The 21,510-nt window shown below is 64.6% G+C and carries 21 protein-coding genes and 1 riboswitch; of the genes, 18 read left to right on the top strand and 3 right to left on the bottom strand.

The features are described 5' to 3' along the window. Nucleotides 1-2: 2 nt before the first annotated feature. The 11 genes from ABID59_RS18135 to phoB all read left to right on the top strand — a co-directional run bounded on the left by ABID59_RS18135 (nucleotide 3) and on the right by phoB (nucleotide 10,313). The gene (locus tag ABID59_RS18135; protein WP_354031508.1) at nucleotides 3-299 is read left to right on the top strand and encodes a hypothetical protein; all 297 of its coding nucleotides are present in this window, start codon (nucleotides 3-5) and stop codon (nucleotides 297-299) included. A gap of 122 nt (nucleotides 300-421) precedes the next feature. Beyond that, complete coding sequence (locus ABID59_RS18130; protein WP_187434807.1) at nucleotides 422-1,012, top strand: TetR/AcrR family transcriptional regulator; 591 nt, start codon at nucleotides 422-424, stop codon at nucleotides 1,010-1,012. Next, nucleotides 1,009-1,914 (top strand): haloalkane dehalogenase, encoded by a 906-nt coding sequence (locus ABID59_RS18125; RefSeq protein WP_354084237.1) that lies wholly within the window; start codon nucleotides 1,009-1,011, stop codon nucleotides 1,912-1,914. The genes ABID59_RS18130 and ABID59_RS18125 overlap by 4 nt, the downstream gene beginning before the upstream one ends. Nucleotides 1,915-2,471: 557 nt before the next feature. After that, nucleotides 2,472-3,527 (top strand): putative bifunctional lysylphosphatidylglycerol flippase/synthetase, encoded by a 1,056-nt coding sequence (locus ABID59_RS18120; RefSeq protein WP_148750976.1) that lies wholly within the window; start codon nucleotides 2,472-2,474, stop codon nucleotides 3,525-3,527. Nucleotides 3,528-3,562: 35 nt separating this feature from the next. After that, nucleotides 3,563-4,861, top strand: a complete 1,299-nt coding sequence (locus tag ABID59_RS18115; RefSeq protein WP_148750975.1) for an ATP-binding protein — start codon at nucleotides 3,563-3,565, stop codon at nucleotides 4,859-4,861. A 144-nt stretch (nucleotides 4,862-5,005) separates the two neighbouring features. After that, a complete protein-coding gene (gene pstS / locus ABID59_RS18110) occupies nucleotides 5,006-6,019 on the top strand; it encodes a phosphate ABC transporter substrate-binding protein PstS (protein ID WP_354084236.1) in 1,014 nt (337 codons plus the stop codon). A gap of 181 nt (nucleotides 6,020-6,200) precedes the next feature. After that, on the top strand, nucleotides 6,201-7,190 hold the full coding sequence (gene pstC / locus ABID59_RS18105) for a phosphate ABC transporter permease subunit PstC (RefSeq protein WP_354031512.1): 990 nt from the start codon (nucleotides 6,201-6,203) through the stop codon (nucleotides 7,188-7,190). Between the two features lies 1 nt (nucleotide 7,191). Next, nucleotides 7,192-8,037 carry a phosphate ABC transporter permease PstA gene (gene pstA / locus ABID59_RS18100; RefSeq protein WP_354084235.1) on the top strand — a complete coding sequence of 282 codons (846 nt, stop codon included), beginning with the start codon at nucleotides 7,192-7,194 and terminating at the stop codon, nucleotides 8,035-8,037. Next, the gene (pstB, locus tag ABID59_RS18095) at nucleotides 8,034-8,855 is read left to right on the top strand and encodes a phosphate ABC transporter ATP-binding protein PstB (protein ID WP_148750971.1); all 822 of its coding nucleotides are present in this window, start codon (nucleotides 8,034-8,036) and stop codon (nucleotides 8,853-8,855) included. Before pstA ends, pstB begins: the two co-directional genes overlap by 4 nt. An 11-nt stretch (nucleotides 8,856-8,866) precedes the next feature. Beyond that, nucleotides 8,867-9,583, top strand: coding sequence for a phosphate signaling complex protein PhoU (phoU, locus tag ABID59_RS18090; protein ID WP_148750970.1), 717 nt, complete (start codon nucleotides 8,867-8,869; stop codon nucleotides 9,581-9,583). A gap of 22 nt (nucleotides 9,584-9,605) precedes the next feature. After that, complete coding sequence (gene phoB / locus ABID59_RS18085) at nucleotides 9,606-10,313, top strand: phosphate regulon transcriptional regulator PhoB (RefSeq protein WP_027533133.1); 708 nt, start codon at nucleotides 9,606-9,608, stop codon at nucleotides 10,311-10,313. 303 nt (nucleotides 10,314-10,616) lie between these two features. On the opposite strand, the gene ABID59_RS18080 is transcribed toward phoB, so the two are convergent. Beyond that, the gene (locus tag ABID59_RS18080) at nucleotides 10,617-11,126 is read right to left on the bottom strand and encodes a GcrA family cell cycle regulator (RefSeq protein WP_148750969.1); all 510 of its coding nucleotides are present in this window, start codon (nucleotides 11,124-11,126) and stop codon (nucleotides 10,617-10,619) included. Between the two features lie 453 nt (nucleotides 11,127-11,579). Here ABID59_RS18080 and ABID59_RS18075 point away from each other — a divergent pair, with 453 nt between their 5' ends. From ABID59_RS18075 to ABID59_RS18065, 3 genes are all read left to right on the top strand, one after another. After that, entirely contained in the window at nucleotides 11,580-12,782 is a 1,203-nt protein-coding gene (locus ABID59_RS18075; protein ID WP_354084234.1) for an aspartate aminotransferase family protein, read from the top strand. Further along, the gene (argF, locus tag ABID59_RS18070; RefSeq protein ID WP_354084233.1) at nucleotides 12,782-13,705 is read left to right on the top strand and encodes an ornithine carbamoyltransferase; all 924 of its coding nucleotides are present in this window, start codon (nucleotides 12,782-12,784) and stop codon (nucleotides 13,703-13,705) included. The genes ABID59_RS18075 and argF overlap by 1 nt, the downstream gene beginning before the upstream one ends. A 254-nt stretch (nucleotides 13,706-13,959) precedes the next feature. Next, nucleotides 13,960-14,979: an Hsp33 family molecular chaperone gene (locus ABID59_RS18065; RefSeq protein WP_148750966.1), complete on the top strand. Its 1,020-nt coding sequence runs from the start codon at nucleotides 13,960-13,962 to the stop codon at nucleotides 14,977-14,979. 138 nt (nucleotides 14,980-15,117) lie between these two features. On the opposite strand, the gene apaG is transcribed toward ABID59_RS18065, so the two are convergent. Beyond that, complete coding sequence (apaG, locus tag ABID59_RS18060) at nucleotides 15,118-15,510, bottom strand: Co2+/Mg2+ efflux facilitator ApaG/CorD (RefSeq protein WP_187435232.1); 393 nt, start codon at nucleotides 15,508-15,510, stop codon at nucleotides 15,118-15,120. A 195-nt stretch (nucleotides 15,511-15,705) separates the two neighbouring features. Between apaG and ABID59_RS18055 the strand changes: the two genes are divergently transcribed. The 3 genes from ABID59_RS18055 to ABID59_RS18045 are packed head-to-tail and all read left to right on the top strand — an operon-like array spanning nucleotide 15,706 to nucleotide 18,755. Next, entirely contained in the window at nucleotides 15,706-16,971 is a 1,266-nt protein-coding gene (locus ABID59_RS18055; protein WP_148754507.1) for an OpgC domain-containing protein, read from the top strand. Next, nucleotides 16,971-17,741: an SGNH/GDSL hydrolase family protein gene (locus ABID59_RS18050; protein ID WP_354084232.1), complete on the top strand. Its 771-nt coding sequence runs from the start codon at nucleotides 16,971-16,973 to the stop codon at nucleotides 17,739-17,741. The genes ABID59_RS18055 and ABID59_RS18050 overlap by 1 nt, the downstream gene beginning before the upstream one ends. Before the next feature lie 12 nt (nucleotides 17,742-17,753). Next, nucleotides 17,754-18,755: an SGNH/GDSL hydrolase family protein gene (locus tag ABID59_RS18045; protein WP_148754503.1), complete on the top strand. Its 1,002-nt coding sequence runs from the start codon at nucleotides 17,754-17,756 to the stop codon at nucleotides 18,753-18,755. A 125-nt stretch (nucleotides 18,756-18,880) separates the two neighbouring features. On the opposite strand, the gene ABID59_RS18040 is transcribed toward ABID59_RS18045, so the two are convergent. Then, entirely contained in the window at nucleotides 18,881-20,077 is a 1,197-nt protein-coding gene (locus tag ABID59_RS18040) for an O-succinylhomoserine sulfhydrylase (RefSeq protein ID WP_354031515.1), read from the bottom strand. A 70-nt stretch (nucleotides 20,078-20,147) separates the two neighbouring features. Further along, a riboswitch (SAM riboswitch) is annotated at nucleotides 20,148-20,227 on the bottom strand. 79 nt (nucleotides 20,228-20,306) lie between these two features. Between ABID59_RS18040 and ABID59_RS18035 the strand changes: the two genes are divergently transcribed. Beyond that, entirely contained in the window at nucleotides 20,307-21,443 is a 1,137-nt protein-coding gene (locus ABID59_RS18035; RefSeq protein ID WP_502916373.1) for a 2'-deoxycytidine 5'-triphosphate deaminase, read from the top strand. Nucleotides 21,444-21,510 lie beyond the last annotated feature (67 nt).

Genomic DNA, 21,510 nt, shown 5'->3' with positions numbered 1-21,510 from the left:
CGATGCCCTATCTTGTCTCGTTCCATATGGGTTGGCTGATCGGCTCGGTGATGCTGGGCTTCTGCATGGGCTGGATCTCGGTGGTCCAGCGCGGCAACGGCACCTCGAAGGTGACTGCGCGCTGGCTCGCCGCGCTGGTCGCGGGACTGGTTGCGGCCTCGTTCGCACATGTGGTCCCGGGCCGCTTCGGCTACTGGCTCGACCTCGGCCTGGTCCTGTTCGCCTGCTATCTGGTCGGCTGCACCATCGGTGCGTGGCTGCGCTATTGGGTGGTTTCGCGGAGCCAGCCTGTGGCCTGAACCGCGATCCGCTGCCGGGCGATCGATTGTCTCAAACTCCGATAACTGACTGATCGGTAAGCTGATTGCCGAGGAGCACGTTTGCGCTTGACATTAATACGTACGTACGTATTATAGCGGCCATGCCAAAGCCCTCACTCAAAGATGCCATCCTCGACGCCGGCCTGAAGGTCATGTTCCGGACCGGCTATCACGGCACCAGCGTGCGCGACGTCACCGCCGCGGCGGGCGCGCCGCAGGGGTCCTTCACCAACCATTTCCGCTCCAAGGAGGCATTCGCCTCCGAAGTGCTCGACCGCTATTTCGACGTCACCAGGGGGCTGGTCGCCGAGGCCCTCGACGACATCGCGCTGACGCCGCGGGCGCGGCTCAGGCGCTATCTCGACATCATCACCGGCCGACTCGAGGCCGACGGCTACGGTCGCGGCTGCCTGATCGGCGATCTCAGCCTGGAGGCGAGCGGTAGCAGTGAGCTGTTGCGCGCGCGTCTCGCGGCGATCTTCGCCGAATGGCGCGCACCGTTCGCCGCCTGCATCAGGGATGCCCAGACCAGCGGCGAGATCGCATCCGAGTTCGAGCCTGACGAGCTTGCCGAGTTCCTGCTCGCGTCCTGGCAGGGCGCGATCCTGCGCATGAAGGTCGACCGCAATCCCAAAGCGCTCGATCGTTTCAAGACCATCGCATTCCAAACCGTGTTCAAGGAGACGACATGACCAAGCGAAACGAAATCGAGATTCGTAAAGCGTCCGTCCTGGGAAGCAGCATGGCTTATCGCGAGACAGGCGCGGAAGGTGCGCCGGTCGCGCTGTTCCTGCACGGCAATCCGACCTCGTCGCACATCTGGCGCAACATTTTGCCGCTGGTGTTGCCGGTCGCGCATTGCATCGCGCCTGATCTCATCGGCTTCGGCCAATCCGACAAGCCCGACATCGCCTACCGCTTCTTCGACCACGTGCGCTATCTCGATGCCTTCATCGAGCAGCGCGGCATCACGTCGGCCTATCTCGTCGCGCAGGACTGGGGTACCGCGCTCGCATTTCATCTCGCCGCACGCCGGCCAGATCTCGTGCGCGGTCTGGCCTTCATGGAGTTCATCCGCCCGATGCCGACCTGGCAGGACTTTCACCAAGCCGACGCTGCGCGTGAGACCTTCCGGAAATTCAGGACGCCGGGCGAGGGCGAGGCCATGATCCTGGAGGCAAATGCCTTCGTCGAGCGCGTGCTGCCCGGCGGCATCGTCCGCAAGCTCAGCGATGACGAGATGGCGCCCTATCGCGCGCCGTTCCCGACGCCGGAGAGCCGCCGTCCCATTCTCACCTTTCCGCGCGAATTGCCGGTCGCAGGCGAGCCCGCCGATGTTTATGAGGCGCTCCAATCAGCGCATGCTGCGTTGGCCGCATCGACCTATCCAAAGCTGCTGTTCTCAGGCGAGCCCGGTGCGCTCGTGGCGCCGGAGTTCGCCGAGACGTTTGCGGCGTCGTTGAAGCATTGCGCTCATGTCCGCCTCGGCGCCGGATTGCACTTCCTTCAGGAGGACCATCCTGAGGCGATCGGCCGCTCCGTCGCCGGCTGGATTGCCGGCATCGAAGCGGTGCGTCCGCAACTCGCAGCCTGAGCGGGTGGCTCCCTCTAAACAGCATGCTCGCCGCCGGCCTCGCGCCGGCGGACGGCCGCGCCAGCGCCGGCCTCTGTGATATCGCGGTGCAACCGATTATCAGGACCAGGCCTCGGCCGCGCGATTCGTCGCGCGGCTGTTTGCGCTGCAGCCAGCCGGCGCGGGCCGCCCCTCTTTCAACAGGCCAGTGCCGTCCATAGATTGATTTCGCCTTAAGGCGTGACGGAACATTGTCCGGTCGAAATCATCAAAACTTCACGGCCCCTGCGCAGGATTGCCATGGAGATTCGCTTCAGCCCTGCCATCGAACTTGCCGCCGAAAGCGCCAAACCGTGCACCTTGAGCCCGCAAACCTGCCTAAAATATTGAAGGCACGTGATTTTGTTCACTTTGGCGAATTCCACTCCGCCTCGAAACGCGCTAGTGGAGGGGCGGGGGGCATGCGCGAGGCCGGAGCCGGCGGCAAGGGTTTGTTGAGTGCTTGTTCGTTGAGTGCCTGTGCGTCGTCCGCCTGTTCGCCGGCCACCCTGGCCGCTGAAGCGTTATTCGAGGTCTAGATGCTGGAAGCCATACGCAGGGCGATGACGTTTCTGCGCCAGAAGCAAATCCTGCATAAGCTTGGAGTTGTGATCAGCGTCGCGGTCATCGGCATCGCTTGCTATGTGCTCTATCACATGCTGCGCGGCATCGACACCAACGAGGTGATCGAGGCGATCAAGAGCACCGAGCCGCGCCAGATTGCGATGGCCGCGCTGTTCGTCGCCGCGGGCTATTTCACGCTGACGTTCTACGATCTGTTTGCGGTGCGCGCGATCGGCCATTCACACGTGCCCTATCGCATCAACGCGCTCGCGGCCTTCACCAGCTATTCGATCGGGCACAATGTCGGCGCCAGCGTCTTCACCGGCGGCGCGGTACGCTACCGCATCTATTCGGCCTATGGCCTCAACGCGATCGACGTCGCAAAAATCTGCTTCCTCGCCGGCCTCACCTTCTGGCTCGGCAATGCCGCCGTGCTCGGTCTCGGTATCTCCTATCATCCGGAGGCGGCCGCCGCGATCGACCAGCTGCCGCCCTGGCTGAACCGGACGTTTGCGATGATGATCCTCGCAGCGCTGGTCGGATATGTGGTCTGGGTCTGGACCCAGCCACGGGTCGTCGGACGCGGCCCCTGGACCGTGGTGCTGCCGGGCGGCCCGCTGACGCTGCTGCAGATCGCCATCGGCATCATCGATCTCGGCTTCTGCGCGCTCGCGATGTACGTGCTGGTCCCCGACGAGCCCAATCTCGGCTTCGTCGTGGTCGCCGTCATCTTCGTCTCGGCGACGCTGCTCGGCTTCGCCAGCCATTCGCCCGGCGGGCTCGGGGTGTTCGACGCCGCCATGCTGGTCGGCCTCTGGCAGATGGACCGCGAGGAGCTGCTCGGCGGCATGCTGCTGTTCCGGGTCCTCTATTATCTGTCGCCCTTCGTCATCTCTGTAATCTTGCTGACGTTTCGCGAGGTTATCATCGGCGCCCGATCCAAGCGGCTGCAACAGGCGGCGCTCAAGCTCGATCCAGGCCCACCGCCTGAAGCCGCTTATGTGAGAAAGCGCAGCGACAGCGGCGCCTGACCGGCGCAAAACGCAACAAGGAGAAGCCCGCCCCGATGGCGATCGACGCTCCCTCGTCTCCCACGGTGCAGCCCTGGTCCGACCGGCTGCGGCACTCGACCATCATCCTGATTGCGGCCGCACTGGCGCTGTCGGTGGTGGTCTCGCTCGGCGAATTGTCGGTGCTACGGGCGGCGACGGTGTTCTTCTGCATCGCTGCTGCTGCGCTGATCCCCTGGCGGCTGCATGATACCGCTGCCTCGCGCGACGACACCCGCCGGGTCAATCCGGTCGAAAGCGCGGCGGTGGCCGCGGTCGTCGCCGGCATGCCGGATCCGGCCGTCCTGCTCGACCGCGCCGGCCGCGTCATCCATCTCAATACCGCCGCCGCCCAGCTCGCGCCGGCGCTACGCAAGAACGAGCTTGCCCAGTTCGCGCTGCGCTCGCCCGAGATCATCACGGCGCTGCGCGAGTCCATTGCGACCACCGAGCCGCGGCGCGCGACCTATCTCGACCATGTCCCGGTCGATCGCTGGATGGAGCTGACCATCACCCCGGTGCCGGTGCCGACCAATTTCGGCGGCGCCGACAAATGCATGCTGATGACCTTCCACGACCAGACGCCACTGCGCCGGGTCGAGGAGATGCGCGCCGACTTCGTCGCCAATGCCAGCCACGAATTGCGCACGCCGCTGGCCGCGCTCTCCGGCTTCATCGACACGCTGCAGGGCCAGGCCAAGGATGATCCCAAGGCGCGCGAGCGCTTCCTCGGCATCATGCACAATCAGGCCACCCGCATGGCGCGCCTGATCGACGATCTCTTGTCGCTGTCGCGGGTGGAGCTGTCGGCCCATGTGCGGCCGGATACGCTGGTCGACCTGCTGCCGATCATCTTCCAGGTCGCCGACGGGCTCGAGCCGCTGGCTCGGGAACGCCAGGTCGAGGTCGAGACGCATCTGCCGGAAGCCCCGGTCATGATCGCGGGCGACCGCGAGGAGCTGCTGCGCCTGTTCGAGAATCTGATCGAGAATGCGCTCAAATACGGCGCCTCCGGCGGACGCGTCATCGTGTCGCTGACGGCGACCCCGGCCACTGATGGAGCTCAGGAAATCCGGGTCATGGTGCGCGACTTTGGCCCCGGCATCGCGCCCGAGCACCTGCCGCGCTTGACCGAGCGGTTCTACCGGGTGGACGTCGGCGACAGCCGCTCCCAGGGCGGGACGGGGCTCGGATTATCGCTGGTGAAACATATTCTTAACCGCCATCGCGGCCGGCTTTTGATCGAAAGCGTGCCCAAGCAGGGCGCCACTTTCACCGCCTGTTTCCCCCAGGCCAAGCCTCCGGCCGCGAGCTGAAATTCAAGCTATTTCAGTGGCTTAAGAGTGTCATCCGACTGTCACTAAACCTTCGTAAAAGCACAGCCGACCGCTCCTAAAGGGGCGGCGCGGGGAGCGCGATCGGGCGCTGATGGCGCTTCGCTCCCCTGTATGGAGACCAGCATGAATTTCATCAAAACGATCGTCGCTGCCGGCTTGGTCGCCGCAACGACGACGGCGGCCTTTGCCGCCGATATCACCGGCGCAGGCGCGACCTTCCCGTTCCCGATCTATTCGAAGTGGGCTGATGCCTACAAGAAGGAGACCGGCAACGGCCTGAACTACCAGTCGATCGGTTCAGGCGGCGGCATCAAGCAGATCCAGGCCAAGACCGTGACCTTCGGCGCCAGCGACGCGCCGCTCAAGGCCGAGCAGCTCGAGAAGGACGGCCTCGCCCAGTGGCCGATGGTGATGGGCGCCATCGTTCCCGTCGTCAACCTCGAAGGCGTCAAGGCCGGCGAGCTGGTGTTCGACGGCGAGACCCTCGCCAACATCTATCTCGGCAAGATCACCAAGTGGGACGACGCCGCGATCAAGAAGCTCAATCCGAATGTGAAGCTGCCGTCGGACGCGATCACCGTGGTCCGCCGCTCGGACGGTTCGGGTACCACCTTCAACTTCACCAACTACCTCTCCAAGGCCAGCGCCGACTGGAAGAGCAAGGTGGGTGAAGGCACCGCCGTCGAGTGGCCGGTTGGCGTCGGCGCCAAGGGCAACGAAGGCGTGTCGGGGAACATCAGCCAGACCAAGAACTCGATCGGCTATGTCGAGTACGCCTATGCCAAGCAGAACAAGCTGACCTACACCGGCCTCATCAACAAGGCTGGCAAGCCGGTGCAGCCGACGGTCGAAGGTTTCCAGGCGGCCGCTTCCAATGCCGACTGGGCCAAGGCTCCCGGCTACTACGTCATCCTGACCGACCAGCCCGGCGACAAGTCCTGGCCGATCACCGCTGCGACCTTCATCCTCATGCACAAGGACGCCACCGACAAGGCGGCCTCGCAGGAAGCCATCAAGTTCTTCCGCTGGGCGTTCAAGAACGGCGGCAAGGCGGCTGAAGAGCTCGACTACATCCCGATGCCCGACAGCGTCGTCCAGCTGATCGAGAAAACCTGGGCTGCCGAGATCAAGAGCTGAGCGCTCTCCTCTCGTGTCCCGGACGCGCAACAGCGTGAAACGCTGCTGCGCTGAGCCGGGACCCGCAAGAACGAGGCCCCGGATCAGCGTCGCAACGCTTCGCAGCTAGCGCCGCATCCGGGGCACGAGACCAGTGACCCAAAAACAAGTACCGTCAGTACAGGGGATCGGCGTGGCAGAAATGGCCGTTCAGAGCGATGTAATCGACGATGCCGGACCATATGATCGCGCCAAGGCCTTGAGCGCGTTCAAGCTCGGTGACGTCACCTTCTACTGGATCACGCGGCTCAGCGCGATCTCGGTGCTCCTCATTCTCGGCGGCATCATCCTGTCGCTGATCGTCGGCGCCTTCCCGGCGATGAAGGAATACGGCTTCGCGTTCCTGTGGACGCAGCGTTGGGCGCCGTCGGCCGATCCGCCCGTGCTCGGCGCGCTCGGACCGATGTATGGTACGCTCGTCACCTCCTTTATCGCGATGCTGATCGCCATTCCGGTGGGTCTCGGCATTGCGATCTTCCTCACCGAGCTTTGCCCGCAATGGCTGCGCCGCCCGATCGGCATGGCCATCGAACTGCTCGCCGGCATCCCCTCGATCATCTACGGCATGTGGGGCTTCTTCGTGTTGGGTCCGTTCCTGGCCAACACGTTTCAGCCCTTCATGATCAAGATCTTTGACGGCGTCCCGGTGCTGGGCGCGATCTTCGCAGGTCCGCCGTCCTATCTCAGCCTGTTCAATGCCGCGCTGATCCTCGCCATCATGGTGCTGCCCTTCATCACCTCGATCTCGGTCGACGTGTTCAAGACGGTGCCGCCCGTGTTGAAGGAGGCTGCTTACGGCGTCGGCTGCACCACCTGGGAAGTCGTGCGCAGCGTGGTGATCCCCTACACCCGCGTCGGCATCATCGGCGGCGTCATGCTGGCGCTGGGCCGTGCGCTCGGCGAGACCATGGCGGTGACCTTCATCATCGGCAACTCGTTCCGCATCTCGTCCTCGATATTCGCGCCGGGCACCACGATCTCGGCGGCGATCGCATCCGAATTCGCCGAGAGCGACGGCCTGCACCAGTCCGGCCTGATCCTGCTCGGCCTGCTGCTGTTCGTGCTGACGTTCTTCGTGCTGGCCGGCGCCCGGCTGATGCTGATGCGGCTGGAAAAGAAGGCGGGGAACTAACATGAACCCGATTTACTCACGCCGCCGCCGCAAGGATATCCTGATCCGCGGGCTCTGCTTTGGTGCCGCCGCCTTCGGCGTCACCTGGCTCGCACTGATCCTGATTACGCTGTTCTATAACGGCCTGGCGGGGTTGAACCTCGATCTGTTCGTTGCGGACACGCCGCCTCCGGGCTCGTCCGAAGGCGGCCTGCGCAACGCCATCGTCGGCTCGCTGATCATGACCGTGATCGGCGTCGGCATCGGCGCGCCGCTCGGTCTGTTTGCCGGCACCTATCTCGCCGAGTACGGCCGCAACGACAAGCTGACCTCGGTGATCCGCTTCATCAACGACATCCTGCTGTCGGCGCCCTCGATCATCATCGGCCTGTTCATCTACGGCGCCGTAGTGGTGCCGATGCGTGGCTTCTCGGCGATCGCAGGCTCGCTCGCGCTCGCCGTCATCGTGATCCCGGTGGTGCTGCGCACGACCGAGGACATGCTGCTCCTGGTGCCGAACGCGCTGCGCGAGGCGGCCTCCGCGCTCGGCCTGCCGCGCTCGCTGGTGATCAAGCGGATCGCTTATCGTGCGGCACGATCCGGTCTCATCACCGGCGTGCTGCTCGCGACCGCCCGCGTCGCCGGCGAAACCGCGCCGCTGCTCTTCACCGCGCTGTCGAACCAGTTCTTCAGCCTCGGCCTGAACAAGACCATGGCGAACCTGCCGGTCACCATCAACAACTTCGTCCAGAGCCCCTACGCCTATTGGAAGCAGCTCGCCTGGAGCGGCGCCCTGCTCATCACCCTGACCGTTCTTGCCCTGAATATTGGCGCGCGCATTCTCAGCGCCGAGAGGACCGCAAAATGACCGATCTTTCCGTATCGATGAGCGCGGCCGGCGGTCTGCCCCAGGCGCCGATGCTGCCCGAAGCGCCGGCCAAGGTGACGGTGCGCAACCTCAACTTCTATTACGGCGAGCACCACGCGCTGAAGAACATCAACCTGGCGCTCGGCACCAACCGGGTCACCGCCTTCATCGGCCCGTCGGGCTGCGGCAAGTCGACCCTGCTGCGCATCTTCAACCGGATGTACGACCTCTATCCGGGCCAGCGCGTCACCGGTCAGCTGATGCTCGACCAGACCAACATCCTCGACCCCAAGCTCGACCTCAATCTGCTGCGCGCCCGCGTCGGCATGGTGTTCCAGAAGCCGACGCCGTTCCCGATGACGATCTACGAGAACATCGCCTTCGGCATCCGTCTCTATGAGAAGATCTCGAAATCCGAGATGGACGACCGCGTCGAGAAGGCGCTGCGCGGCGGCGCGCTGTGGAACGAGGTCAAGGACAAGCTCAACGCCTCCGGCCTGTCGCTCTCCGGCGGCCAGCAGCAGCGCCTCTGCATCGCCCGCACCGTTGCGGTGCGGCCCGAGGTGATCCTGTTCGACGAGCCCTGCTCGGCGCTCGACCCGATCTCGACCGCCAAGGTCGAGGAGCTGATCCAGGAGCTGTCCGAGAACTACACGATCGCGATCGTGACCCACAACATGCAGCAGGCCGCCCGCGTCTCCGACAAGACCGCCTTCATGTATCTCGGCGAGCTGATAGAGTTCGACGACACCAGCAAGATATTCACATCGCCGACCGACCGGCGCACGCAGGATTACATCACCGGCCGGTTCGGCTGAGGAGACGGCACATGGGTTCTGAACATACCGCAAAGGCCTTCGACACCGACCTCCAGGAGCTCACGCGCCTGGTCGCCGAGATGGGCGGCATCGCCGAGCGCATGATCGTCGATTCCGTCGATGCGCTGATCCGCCGCGACGTCGCGCTCGGCCAGCGCGTCGTCGCCATCGACGCCGAGCTCGACACGCTGCAGAAGAAGATCGAGGAGCGCGCCGTGCTCACGATCGCGCGCCGCCAGCCGATGGCGGTGGATCTGCGCGAGATCGTCGGCGCCATGCGCGTCGCGACCGATCTCGAGCGCATCGGCGACCTCGCCAAGAACATGGGCAAGCGCGTCGCGGCGCTGGAGACGGATTTCCATCCGCTCAAGCTGTTCCGCGGCCTCGAGCACATGACCGACCTCGTGCAGCAGCAGGTCAAGTCGGTGCTGGACGCCTATGCCGCGCACGATCTGCCGGCGGCGATGGCGGTGTGGAAGGGCGACGAGGAAGTCGACGCCATCTGCACCTCGCTGTTCCGTGAGCTCCTCACCTACATGATGGAGGATCCGCGCAACATCTCGTTCTGCATCCATCTGATGTTCTGCGCCAAGAACATCGAGCGGATCGGCGACCATGCCACCAACATTGCCGAGACCGTGTTCTACATGATCGAAGGCCAGGCGATCACCGACAAGCGGCCGAAGGGCGACATGACGACCTTCGCCACCACGGTCCCGAACACCTGATTACGCAAGGAGCGACGACCCGATGGGCGCACGCATTATGGTGGTTGAGGACGAGGAAGCTCTGACCGAGCTTCTCCGCTACAACCTCGAAGGCGACGGCTATGACGTCGAGACGGTAATGCGCGGCGACGACGCCGACACCCGCCTCAAGGAGCACATCCCCGATCTGATCGTGCTTGACTGGATGCTGCCGGGGCTATCAGGCATCGAGCTGTGCCGGCGGTTGCGTGCGCGATCCGACACCAAGCAGCTGCCGATCATCATGCTCACCGCGCGTGGCGAGGAGAGCGAGCGGGTGCGGGGCCTGGCGACCGGCGCCGACGACTACATCGTCAAGCCGTTCTCGGTGCCCGAGCTCCTGGCGCGCGTGAAGGGCCTGCTGCGGCGCGCAAGTCCGGAGCGGCTCGCAACCGTGCTGGCCTTCGGCGACATCGAGCTCGACCGCGAAAAGCGCCGCGTGGCGCGCTCGGGCCGGCCGATCGATCTCGGCCCGACCGAATATCGCCTGCTGGAGTTCTTCCTGGAGCATCCCGGCCGCGTGTTCTCGCGCGAGCAGTTGCTCGACAGCGTCTGGGGCCGCGACATCTACATCGATGAGCGCACTGTCGATGTGCATATCGGCCGCCTGCGCAAGCTGCTCAATCTCGGCCGCGAGCAGGACCCGATCCGCACCGTCCGCGGCGCGGGCTACGCGCTGGACGATCGGTTCGCGAAGGCCGAGCAGGCGTAGGGTTGGCTGACGTGAGCTCGGCTGGGGCAGCAATCTCAGCTGTCGTCCCGGACAAGCGCAGCTCCTGGCAACGCGCAGCGTTGTCTGGAGCGGAGTGCAGATCCGGGACCCATAACCACAGGGCGTCGTTGTTGCACGAAAAAGGTAACTCCGAGTACCCGTAACCACATCTCGCGGTGGTTATGGGTCCCGGATCTGCGCGCGCTTGAGGCGCGCTTGTCCGGGACGACGGCGGAGGGAGTTAGCGCCGTCGCAAGTTGAGCCGCCGCCGCTTGGACGGCGAAGTCTTGGAAGCCGACTAACTCAGCGCGCCGGCTTCGCCGGGGCCCGCCTGCGATCCGCTGCCGGCTGATACGCGACCCGCGAGTGCTGGGCGCAATAGGGCAGGCCGGAGAGCGCTTTGCCGCCGCAGAAGAAGAAATCCGGGCTCGAGGGATCGCCGACCGGCCAGTGGCAGGTCGCCTCGTTCAATTCGAGCAGCGACAGCCGCTGGCTCATCGGTACCACGTTGTCGTAGGTGACCGGTTCAGCCTCGACCTCGACCTCGAAAGCCTGCGCCAGCGCGGTATTGCCGCGTGCGATGGGCCTGCTCACCCGCATCATGTGCGGCGCTGGACGCGCCTTGCGCGGCCGCGGAGCTGCCGAAGACGGGCTCTTGGCGCGGCCCGACAAGCCGAGCCGGTGAACCTTGCCGATCACGGCGTTACGGGTGACATTCCCAAGCTCAGCGGCGATCTGGCTGGCCGAAAGTCCGGCCTCCCAGAGCTTTTTCAGCTGTTCGACGCGATCGTCGGACCAGGTCAAAACCGTCATTGCACCCTTTCCTTCGCCGCGCGCCTGCCATCCTGGGGGCCGCACAACGAATGCCTAAGCCTCGAAAAATCCGTGCCGCCAGAATCCCTTAAGGCTCGCCGGGCGCAATGATACGCCCGAACGTTTACGCCGGTACATGAGGACTTTTGGGATCAGAACCGCTGCACGAGATGTCGTATCTGACAAGCCAGACGCTACAATATGGCGTGACTCACGCGCAAGAGTCCGCCGACTCGCTTCCACATGTTCCGTGGCCAAAACCCGCAAATTCGGTACCGCAAGACTACGGAATCTGGGTTTCGCGGGGCTTTCCGGGCGGCATTGACACCAATGGTGCCAAGCATAAGATAGTGATGCGTGCCGCCCTTAAAAGGCGGCACGTTTCGTTTTCCGGACCAATGATGCGCTGCGCAACGCAGTTTCAGGCCGTCCGAAACATCCAAAGAGACCATCATGGCTAACAGCGCAGCGCCGCACTTGCTCCCCGTTTTCGCCAGAACCGACATCGGTTTTGAGCGCGGTGAAGGCGTCTGGTTGATCGCAACCAATGGCGATCGCTATCTCGATTTCACCTCGGGCGTGGCGGTGAATGCGCTCGGCCATGCCCATCCCGCGCTGGTCAAGGCGCTGCAGGAGCAGGCCACAAAACTCTGGCACATGTCGAACCTGTTCCAGAGCCCGGACGGCGAGAAGCTCGCCGCGCGTCTCTGCAACGAGAGTTTTGCGGACTTCGTGTTCTTCTGCAATTCCGGCGCCGAAGCGCTGGAGGGTGTGATCAAGCTGGTCCGCCATCATCACTTCTCCAAAGGACATCCGGAGCGCTACCGCATCATCACCTTCGAAGGCGCCTTCCACGGCCGCACGCTGGCGACGCTGGCTGCGACCGGCTCTGCAAAATATCTCGAAGGTTTCGGTCCGCCGATGGACGGTTTCGACCAGATCCCGCACGGCGACATCGAGGCCGTGAAGAAGACGATCGGTCCGCAGACCGCCGGCATCCTGATCGAGCCGATCCAGGGCGAGGGCGGCGTTCGTTCGGCGACGCCTTCTTTCCTGAGGGCGTTGCGCCAGCTCTGCGACGAGAAGGGCCTGCTGCTCGCCTTCGACGAGGTGCAGACTGGCATGGGCCGCACCGGCGATCTCTTCGCCCACCGCCGCACCGGCGTCACGCCTGACGTGATGTCGCTGGCCAAGGCGCTCGGCGGCGGCTTCCCGATCGGCGCGGTGCTGGCGACCGCGGATGCGGCCACCGGCATGGGGCCCGGCTCGCACGGCTCGACCTTCGGCGGCAATCCGCTGGCGATCTCGGCCGCGAACGCCGTGCTCGACGTCATGCTCAAGCCCGGCTTCTTCGACCACGTGCAGAAGATGTCGCTGCTGCTCAAGCAGAAGCTCGCCTCCGTGATCGATCGTCACCCCGATGTCGTCAGCGAGGTCCGCGGCGAGGGGCTCCTGATCGGCATCAAGGCCGTGGTGCCCTCCGGCGATCTGGTCGCAGCGCTGCGCAACGAAAAACTGCTCACCGTCGGCGCTGGCGACAATGTCGTGCGCTTCCTGCCGCCCTTGATCGTCACCGAAGCCGAGATCGAGGACAGCGTCGGCCGGCTTGAACGCGCCTGCGCTGCGCTCTCAGGCAACAAGCGGGCGGCAAGCTGATGAGCAAGACGCCAAAACACTTCCTCGATATCAACGAGCTGCCGCTGTCGGAGCTCAAGAGCATGCTCGCGGCCTCCTCCGCCATGAAGGCGAAGCAGAAGGCGCATCAGCCGGTCAAGCCGCTCGAAGGCAAGACGCTGGCGATGATCTTCGAGCGCCCGTCGACCCGCACGCGCGTGTCGTTCGACGTTGCCATGCGCCAGCTCGGCGGCGAGCCCATCATGCTCACCGGCGCCGAGATGCAGCTTGGCCGCGGCGAGACCATTGCCGACACCGCGCGAGTGCTGTCGCGCTATGTCGACGCCATCATGATCCGCATCCTCAATCACGAGGCGCTGCTGGAGCTCGCGGCGAACGCGACCGTGCCTGTCATCAACGGCCTGACGCGGCGCTCGCATCCGTGCCAGGTGATGGCCGATCTCCTGACTTACGAAGAGCATCGCGGCCCGATCGAAGGTCGCACCGTGGCCTGGACCGGCGACGACAACAACGTGCTGGCGTCGTGGGCCCATGCCGCCGAGCGCTTCAAGTTCAACCTCAATGTCGCAACCCCGCCGGAGCTCGCCCCGAAGAAGGTGATGCGCGACTTCATCAAGGCCACCGGTGCGCCGATCGTGCTCGGCACCGATCCCGAGGCCGCCGTGAAGGATGCCGATTGTGTCGTCACCGACACCTGGGTGTCGATGGGCGACAAGGAAGGCGAGCACCGCCACAACGTGCTCAAGCCCTACCAGGTCAATTCCAAGCTGATGTCGCTGGCCAAGCCCGACGCGCTGTTCATGCACTGCCTGCCCGCCCATCGCGGCGAGGAGGTCACCGACGAGGTGATCGACGGCCCGCAATCGGTCGTGTTCGACGAGGCCGAAAACCGCCTGCATGCGCAGAAGGGCATTCTGGCCTGGTGTTTTGACGCGGTGAAGTAACACTGTGGCGGGGCGAGGTGGCTGTGCGAGCGGCCCCATCCTCCGCTGTCGTCCCGGACAAGCGTAAGCGCAGATCCGGGACCCTTAACCACAGGAACCCCTTTTGGCGATGACTCGGAGTTGTCGTCGACAGCAATAGCGTAATCCTGTGGTTATGGTCCCGGGTTCGCGCTGCGCGCGCCCCCGGACGACACCGAATTCGAGGTCCCCTCGCGCCCCTTCCATTTCCCACCTCCGACCCCAGATAAAGCGCCATGGTTTCCCAATCCCCTGACATGAAAACCGGGCCCGAGGGCCCGGTTCGCGCGCCGTCCGCGGTTCCGATCGATGACGCCGTGCTGCCCTACGAGGTCGACGTGCTCGATGTGCGCGGGCGGCTGGTGCGGCTTGGCCCCGCGCTCGACGAGATCCTGACCAAGCACGATTATCCGGCACCGGTCGGCAAGCTGCTGGGCGAGGCCATCGTGCTGACGACGCTGCTCGGCTCGGCGCTGAAATTCGAGGGCCGCTTCATCCTCCAGGCCCAGACCGATGGGCCGGTGTCATTTCTGGTGGTGGACTATCAGGCACCGGATCGCCTGCGCGCCTATGCGCGCTTTGACGCCGAGCGCCTCGGTGACGCCAAGAATACTGGCTCGCACTCCGGCGCGCTGCTCGGCCGCGGCCATCTCGCCATGACCATCGACCAGGGTCCCGACATGAGCCGCTACCAGGGTCTGGTCGCGCTCGACGGCGGCAGCCTGGAAGACGCCGCTCACGAATATTTCCTGCGCTCCGAGCAGATCCCGACACGCGTGCGCCTCGCGGTCGGCGAGGAGTGGCGCTCGAGCGACGGCGGCAAGCATCGCTGGCGCGCCGGCGGCATGCTGATGCAGTTTTTGCCGAAGGCGCCGGAGCGCGCGCGGCAGGCCGATCTCCATCCCGGCGACGCGCCCGAGGGCGCCGAGGTGCACGCCGTCGCCGAGGACGATGCCTGGGTCGAGGCGCGCTCGCTGATCGAAACCGTCGAGGACGTCGAGCTGATCGATCCCGATCTCTCCGGCGAGCGGCTGCTCTATCGCCTCTTCCACGAACGCGGCGTGCGCGTGTTCAATCCGCTTGTCTTGAAAGCGCAATGCTCCTGCTCACGCGACGCGGTCGCCTCCATGTTGAAGAGCTTCTCGCCGGATGACCGCTCGGCGATGGTCAAGGACGACAAGGTCGTCGTGACCTGCGAGTTCTGCTCATCGGTGTACGAGTTCACGCCGGATGAGGCGGGCGTCGAAGACGCGTAAGCGCCTATCTTTCGTTATCGCGAGCTATCGTAGGGTGGGCAAAGCGAAGCGTGCCCACCATCTTGCGTGTCGTGACCGGAATGGTGGGCACGGCGCTTCGCGCCTTTGCCCACCCTACAGCACCGTCACACCCGCCTCCTAATTCAACACCCGCTTGTTGTCCGGGCTGTCGAGCGAGAACGTCGGCACGTCGATCTCAAAACGTTCGCCGCTTTCGCTGACCATCTGGTAGCGGCCGGTCATGAAGCCGGAGGCGGTCGTGAGGGGCACGCCGGAGGTGTATTCGAAGCGCTCGCCGGGGGCGAGCGTCGGCTGCTCGCCGACCACGCCTTCGCCCTTGGTCTCCTGCTGCCGGCCGGTGGCGTCGGTGACGATCCAATGCCGCGTCTTGAGCTGCACGGTCTCGTCGCCGGAATTGGTGATGACGATGGTGTAGGACCAGAAATAGCGCGAGCGGTCGGCCGACGACTGCTCCGGAACAAAGTTCGGCTCGACGGTCACTTCGATCTGGCGGGTCACGGCGCGGTACATCATTGCCATCATAGCGAAATCCTCGCCGGGAACCAAACGCCGCAGGCGGCTTTCGCGACATCGTCCCGCCAGAATTGACAGGGAAGTACACCCCCAAAGAATACACCCGTATGTGATCCGGCCGCTTTGCGGGGCGGCGACTGGACCGGTACACTCCTCAAACGTTGCGATTTGCGGAAGGGTTTTTGGGCCCCGATGACCATTGCCGATCAAGTGACGGGATCGACGATCGCGGGAACCGCGGGTGCCAAGCCCGTGGAGGCCAAACCCGTGGCAGCGAAGCCGCGTGCACCCGCGATCACGCTGCCCGCCATCGGTGAGCGCGAGCTCAGGCTCGACCTGTTCCGGGGCCTCGCGCTGTGGCTGATCTTCATCGACCATCTGCCGCCGAATTTGCTGACCTGGTTCACGATCCGCAATTACGGCTTCAGCGACGCCACCGAGATATTCATCTTCATCTCCGGCTACACGGCCGCCTTCGTCTATGGCCGCGCCATGCTGGAGAGCAGCTTCGTCATCGCCACCGCGCGCATCCTGCGCCGGGTCTGGCAGATCTATGTCGCCCACGTCTTCCTGTTCACGATCTTCCTCGCCGAGATCTCCTATGTAGCAACCAGCTTCGAGAACCCGCTCTACACCGAAGAGATGGGGATCATGGATTTCCTCAAGCAGCCCGACGTCACCATCGTGCAGGCGCTGCTGTTGCGCTTCCGTCCCGTCAACATGGACGTGCTGCCGCTGTATATCGTCCTGATGCTGGCGCTGCCGCTGATCCTGTGGTCGATGAAGTGGCGGCCTGACGTGACGCTCGCGCTCTCGGCCCTGCTCTATGCGGCGACCTGGGAATTCGACCTCTACTTCTCCGCCTATCCGAACGGCTTCTGGGCGTTCAATCCGCTCGCCTGGCAATTGCTGTTCGTGTTCGGGGCATGGTGTGCACTCGGAGGTGCGCGACGCATGTCACGCATTCTGGCGTCGCCCGTGACGATGTGGATCTCGATCGCCTATATCGTGGCGGCGTTCTACGTGACGCTGACCTGGTACGTGCCGCAGCTCGGCCATCTCATGCCGAAGCGGATCGAGCAGTGGATGTATCCAATCGACAAGACTGACCTCGACGTGCTGCGCTTCACGCATTTCCTGGCGCTGGCCGCGCTCACCGTGCGGTTCCTGCCGCGGGACTGGCCGGGCCTGAAATCGCCCTGGTTGCGGCCGCTGATCCTGTGCGGCCAGCATTCGCTGGAGATATTCTGCCTCGGCGTGTTCCTGGCCTTCGCCGGCCATTTCATCCTGGCCGAGGTCTCCGGTGGACCGGGCATGCATGCGCTCATTAGTCTCTCCGGAATCCTGATCATGTGGGGCGTTGCCTGGGTGATTTCGTGGTACAAGCGCGTGGCTGACAAGAGCGGTGCGAAAACCAAAAACGCCGTCGGCAATGCCGATCTGGCGGGAGGGGGCTGATGAAGGCGAAGGTTCTCCTGAGCCTGGTCCTGATATGCGGGTGCCTCGCCGCGCCTCCGGCGCGCGCGGGCGATGCCGTGCCTGCCGCGCCCGCAGCCTGCGAATTGCCGCCTTATCTGCTTGCCACCGACAGCCAGCTCCACAAGGTCGCCGAGACCGTCAAGGCCGGCAAGCCGCTCGAGATCCTGGTGATCGGCAGCCGCTCCACCACCATTCCATCCTCGGAGGACAGCTCCTATCCGGCGCGGATGCAGGCCATTTTGAAGGACAAGCTGCCGCCTGCGGAGACCGTGCACGTATCCGTAGAAATACAGAGCAAGAAGACAGCGGAGGAGGCCGCCGGAACCTTCGTTAAGCTGATGAAAGCAAAAACACCTACTTTGGTCATCTGGCAGACCGGGACCGTGGATGCTATCCGCTCCATCGATCCCGACGATTTCCGCGGCGCCGTGACCGAAGGGGTCGCTGCGTTGCAAAATGCAGGGGCTGACGTCGTCTTGATGAATTTGCAGTACAGCCCGCGTACCGAAACCATGATCTCGGCGCCGCCGTATCTCGATAATATGCGGGTGGTGGCGCAGGAGCATGATGTCCCGCTGTTCGACCGTTTCGCGATGATGCGGCAGTGGAATGATCAGGGTCAGTTCGACCTGTTCAGCCCCTCCCGGGGCCCCGAGCTGGCGAAACAGGTCCATGACTGCATCGGCCGGGCGTTGGCACAGTTCGTGATCGACGCTGCCCATCTGGGGCCGGCCCAGCAGCAAAATTGAGGTCTAGCGTTAATGAGTTCTCTCCGCCCTTTTGGCCTGTCGACATGGCTGGCCGCGCCCGCAGCGGCGGCGCTGCTGATGCTGACGCCTGTGGTGCAGGCACCTGCTCACGCTCAGGCTGCCCAGGCGACGCCCGCGCCGCAGCAGACCGCTAATCCCGCACCGGCATCACCATCCCAGACCACGGTCGCCGCGACCAGTCAGCAGGCTACCGAGCAGCGCGGGCTCACCTCGCGCGCCATCGACAAGGTGAAGCAGGTCGCGAAATCCGCTGGCGATATTTTCAGCCGCGTGCCGTGTCTTGCGCCGAAGGGCGGCTCGAAGGCGATGGGCTCGCTGCCGCATGTCGCGGCCAAACTCGTTGCCGGCAAGCCTGTCGTGATCGTCGCGTTCGGCTCGTCGTCGACGGCGGGCTACGGCGCGAGCTCGCCGGACTTCAACTATCCGAACCGTCTCACCGCGCAGCTGCGCCGGCAATATCCCACCGCCAACATCACCGTCGTCAATGCCGGTGTCGGCGGCGAGGATGCGCCCGAGATGATGAAGCGCCTCCAGAAGGAGGTGATCGACGTGCATCCGGATCTCGTGATCTGGCAGGTCGGCACCAACGCCGTGCTGCGCAACCTCGATCCCGGCGACACCGCCAAGATAGTCGAGGACGGCATCACCCGCATCCAGGCCGCCGGCGATGCCGACGTCGTGCTGGTCGACCCGCAATATTCACCGCGCGTCACCGAGCGTCCCGAAAGCGCAAGCAAGATGGTGAAGCTGCTCGGCAAGATCGCCGAGCTTCGTCACGTCGGCATCTTCCCGCGCTTCGAGGTGATGCGCGACTGGCACGAGAAGCAGGCGCTCCCGGTCGAGAGCTTTGTCATTGCCGACGGCCTGCACATGAACGATTGGGGCTATGCCTGCTTCGCCCAGCTGCTCGGCGACGACATCATCCGCTCCGTCGGCCAGATCAAGCTGGGCGTGAACGTGCCCGCGGACGTGCGGACGTACCGGCCGATGTAGGTGTCGTAGGGTGGGCAAAGGCGCGCTCTTCTCGCGTCGTGCCCACCATCTATCGGCATCGAGGTCGTGAATGGTGGGCACGCTTTCGCTTTGCCCACCCTACGAGACCGAGCCCTTGGCGCGCCTCACGCCTTCTCCAGCGCCGCGGTCAGATCCTCGATCAGATCATCCGCATGCTCGAGCCCGGCCGAGAAGCGGATAAACCCTTCGCTGATGCCGAGCGCGGCGCGATCTTCCAGCTTCAGCCGCTGATGCGTCGTGGTGGCCGGATGCGTGACGAGGCTCTTGGCGTCGCCGAGATTGTTGGAAATCTTCGCAAGCTTGAGCTCGTTGAGCACGCGGAACGCTCCCTGCTTGCCGCCCTTGACCTCGAAGCCGACCAGCGTCGAGCCGCCGCGCATCTGCTTCCTCACCAGCGCCGCCTGCGGATGATCGGCGCGGCCGGGATAGACCAGCCGCGAAATTTTCGGATGGCTCGCCAGCACGTCGGCGATGCGCGCCGCGGTCTCCGTCTGCGCGCGCACGCGCACGCCGAGCGTCTCCAGGCCCTTGAGCAGGACCCAGGCGTTGAACGGCGAGATCGACGGTCCGGTCTGGCGCATGAAGTTGTGGATGTGCTCGGCGATGAAGGCTTCCGAGGACAGGATGATGCCGCCGAGGCAACGGCCCTGGCCGTCGATGTGCTTGGTCGCGGAGTAGACCACGACGTCGGCGCCGAGCGCGAGCGGGCTCTGCCAGATCGGCGTTGCGAACACGTTGTCGACGACGAGCCGCGCGCCGCCGCTATGCGCGATCTCGGCAATCGCGGGAATGTCGAGCACGTCGAGCGTCGGATTGGTCGGGCTCTCCAGGAAGAACGTCTTGGTGTTCGGCTTGAGCGCACGCTGCCACTGGTCGAGATCGGCTCCGTCGACCAGCGTGGTCTCGATGCCGTAGCGCGGCAAGAGATCCTGAATGACGTACAAGCACGACCCGAACAGCGCGCGCGATGCCACCACGTGATCGCCGGCCTTCAGCGGCGCCAGGATCGCGGTCGTCACCGCGGCCATGCCTGTTGCCGCCGAGCGCGCAGCCTCGGCGCCTTCGAGCTCGATCATGCGGCGCTCGAACATCGCGATCGTCGGGTTCGAATAGCGCGAATAGATGAAGCCGGGGTCCTCGCCCTTGAACCGCGCCTCGCACTCCTCGGCGCTGTTGTAGACGTAGCCCTGGGTCAGGAACAGCGACTCCGACGTCTCGCCATATTGCGAGCGCAGGGTGCCGGAATGAACCAGGCGGGTTTCGGGACGGTATTGCGTGGTGGACGCCGGGGACTTCGACATAGGATCTCCTCTGCGTGACCATCGAAAATGGTCACAAAAAAACCGGCCTGGATATCTCCACGGGCCGGGATCACAGAGGTCCCCGGCCTGTTTAGCGACTTATTTAACGTGGCTGCAAGCCGGCCGGCTCAAATCACCACGGGATAAGTCATGCTCATATTCCGCAATGCCCTTTCCGTCAAGACAGCCATCGGCTAGCCGTAAAAAACTGTATCTTCGGCATGTCCGGATGCATCCGACCCCTGACGAGGACCCCCGATTGACGTTCACGGTTGCCGCCGACGCCAATGGTATCCTGCCCGACCGCATGATCGCGGCGATGGCGGAGGCGGGCCTCATCCTGCCTGCCTACGACTTCGTCGAAAGCCAGATCCAGCCGGCGAGCCTCGACCTGCGCCTCGGCGACGTCGCCTATCGCGTGCGCGCGAGCTTCCTGCCCGGCCCCGGCGCCACCGTTGCCGAGCGCATCGACCAGTTGAAGCTGCACGAGTTCAGCCTCGCCGACGGCGCGGTGCTGGAGACCAACTGCGTCTACATTGTGCCGCTGCTCGAAAGCCTTGCGTTGCCGCCGGAGATCGTCGCTGCCGCAAACCCCAAGAGCTCGACCGGCCGGCTCGACGTCTTCACCCGCGTGATCGCCGACGGCACCCGCCGCTTCGACATGATCGGCGCCGGCTATCACGGTCCGCTCTATGCCGAGATCAGCCCGAAGACGTTTCCGGTGCTGGTCAGCGAGGGCTCGCGGCTGTCACAGGTGCGCTTCCGCACCGGTGACGCCATCCTCGACGCCGACGAGCTCGATGCGTTACATGCGTCCGAGCGCCTCGTCGATGTCGACGATGCGGATCTTGCCGGCGGCGTCGCCGTCTCGGTCGATCTCTCGGGCGCGAAGGGCACGGGCTTCGTCGGCTACCGCGCCAAGCGCCACACTGGTGTGGTCGATGTCGATCGTCGCTCCGGCTATGCGGTGGAAGATTTCTGGGAGCCGATCTCGGCGCGTCCCGATGGCAGCCTGATCCTTGATCCCGGCGAGTTCTATATCCTCGCGTCGAAGGAGGCGGTGCAGGTACCGCCCGATTACGCCGCGGAGATGGTGCCGTTCGATCCGCTGGTCGGCGAATTCCGCGTGCATTATGCCGGATTCTTCGATCCCGGATTCGGCTATGCCGGCGCCGGCGGCCAAGGCGCGCGCGCCGTGCTGGAAGTGCGCTCGCGCGAAGTGCCGTTCATCCTCGAGCACGGCCAGATCGTCGGCCGCCTCGTCTACGAGAAGATGCTGTCACGCCCCGACGCCATGTACGGCCAGCGCATCGGCTCCAACTACCAGGCGCAGGGCCTGAAGCTGAGCAAGCACTTTCGGGTGTAGCTGCATCCGCGTCCTCCGCCGTCATTCCCCGCGAAGGCGGGGAATCCAGTACGCTGCGGCCCATCGA

The sequence above is a fragment of the Bradyrhizobium sp. S3.3.6 genome, assembly GCF_040546905.1.
Taxonomy (GTDB): Bacteria; Pseudomonadota; Alphaproteobacteria; order Rhizobiales; family Xanthobacteraceae; genus Bradyrhizobium; species Bradyrhizobium cytisi.
Note: the sequence above shows the minus strand (reverse complement) of the source record. Positions and strands in the feature narration are given on the sequence as shown.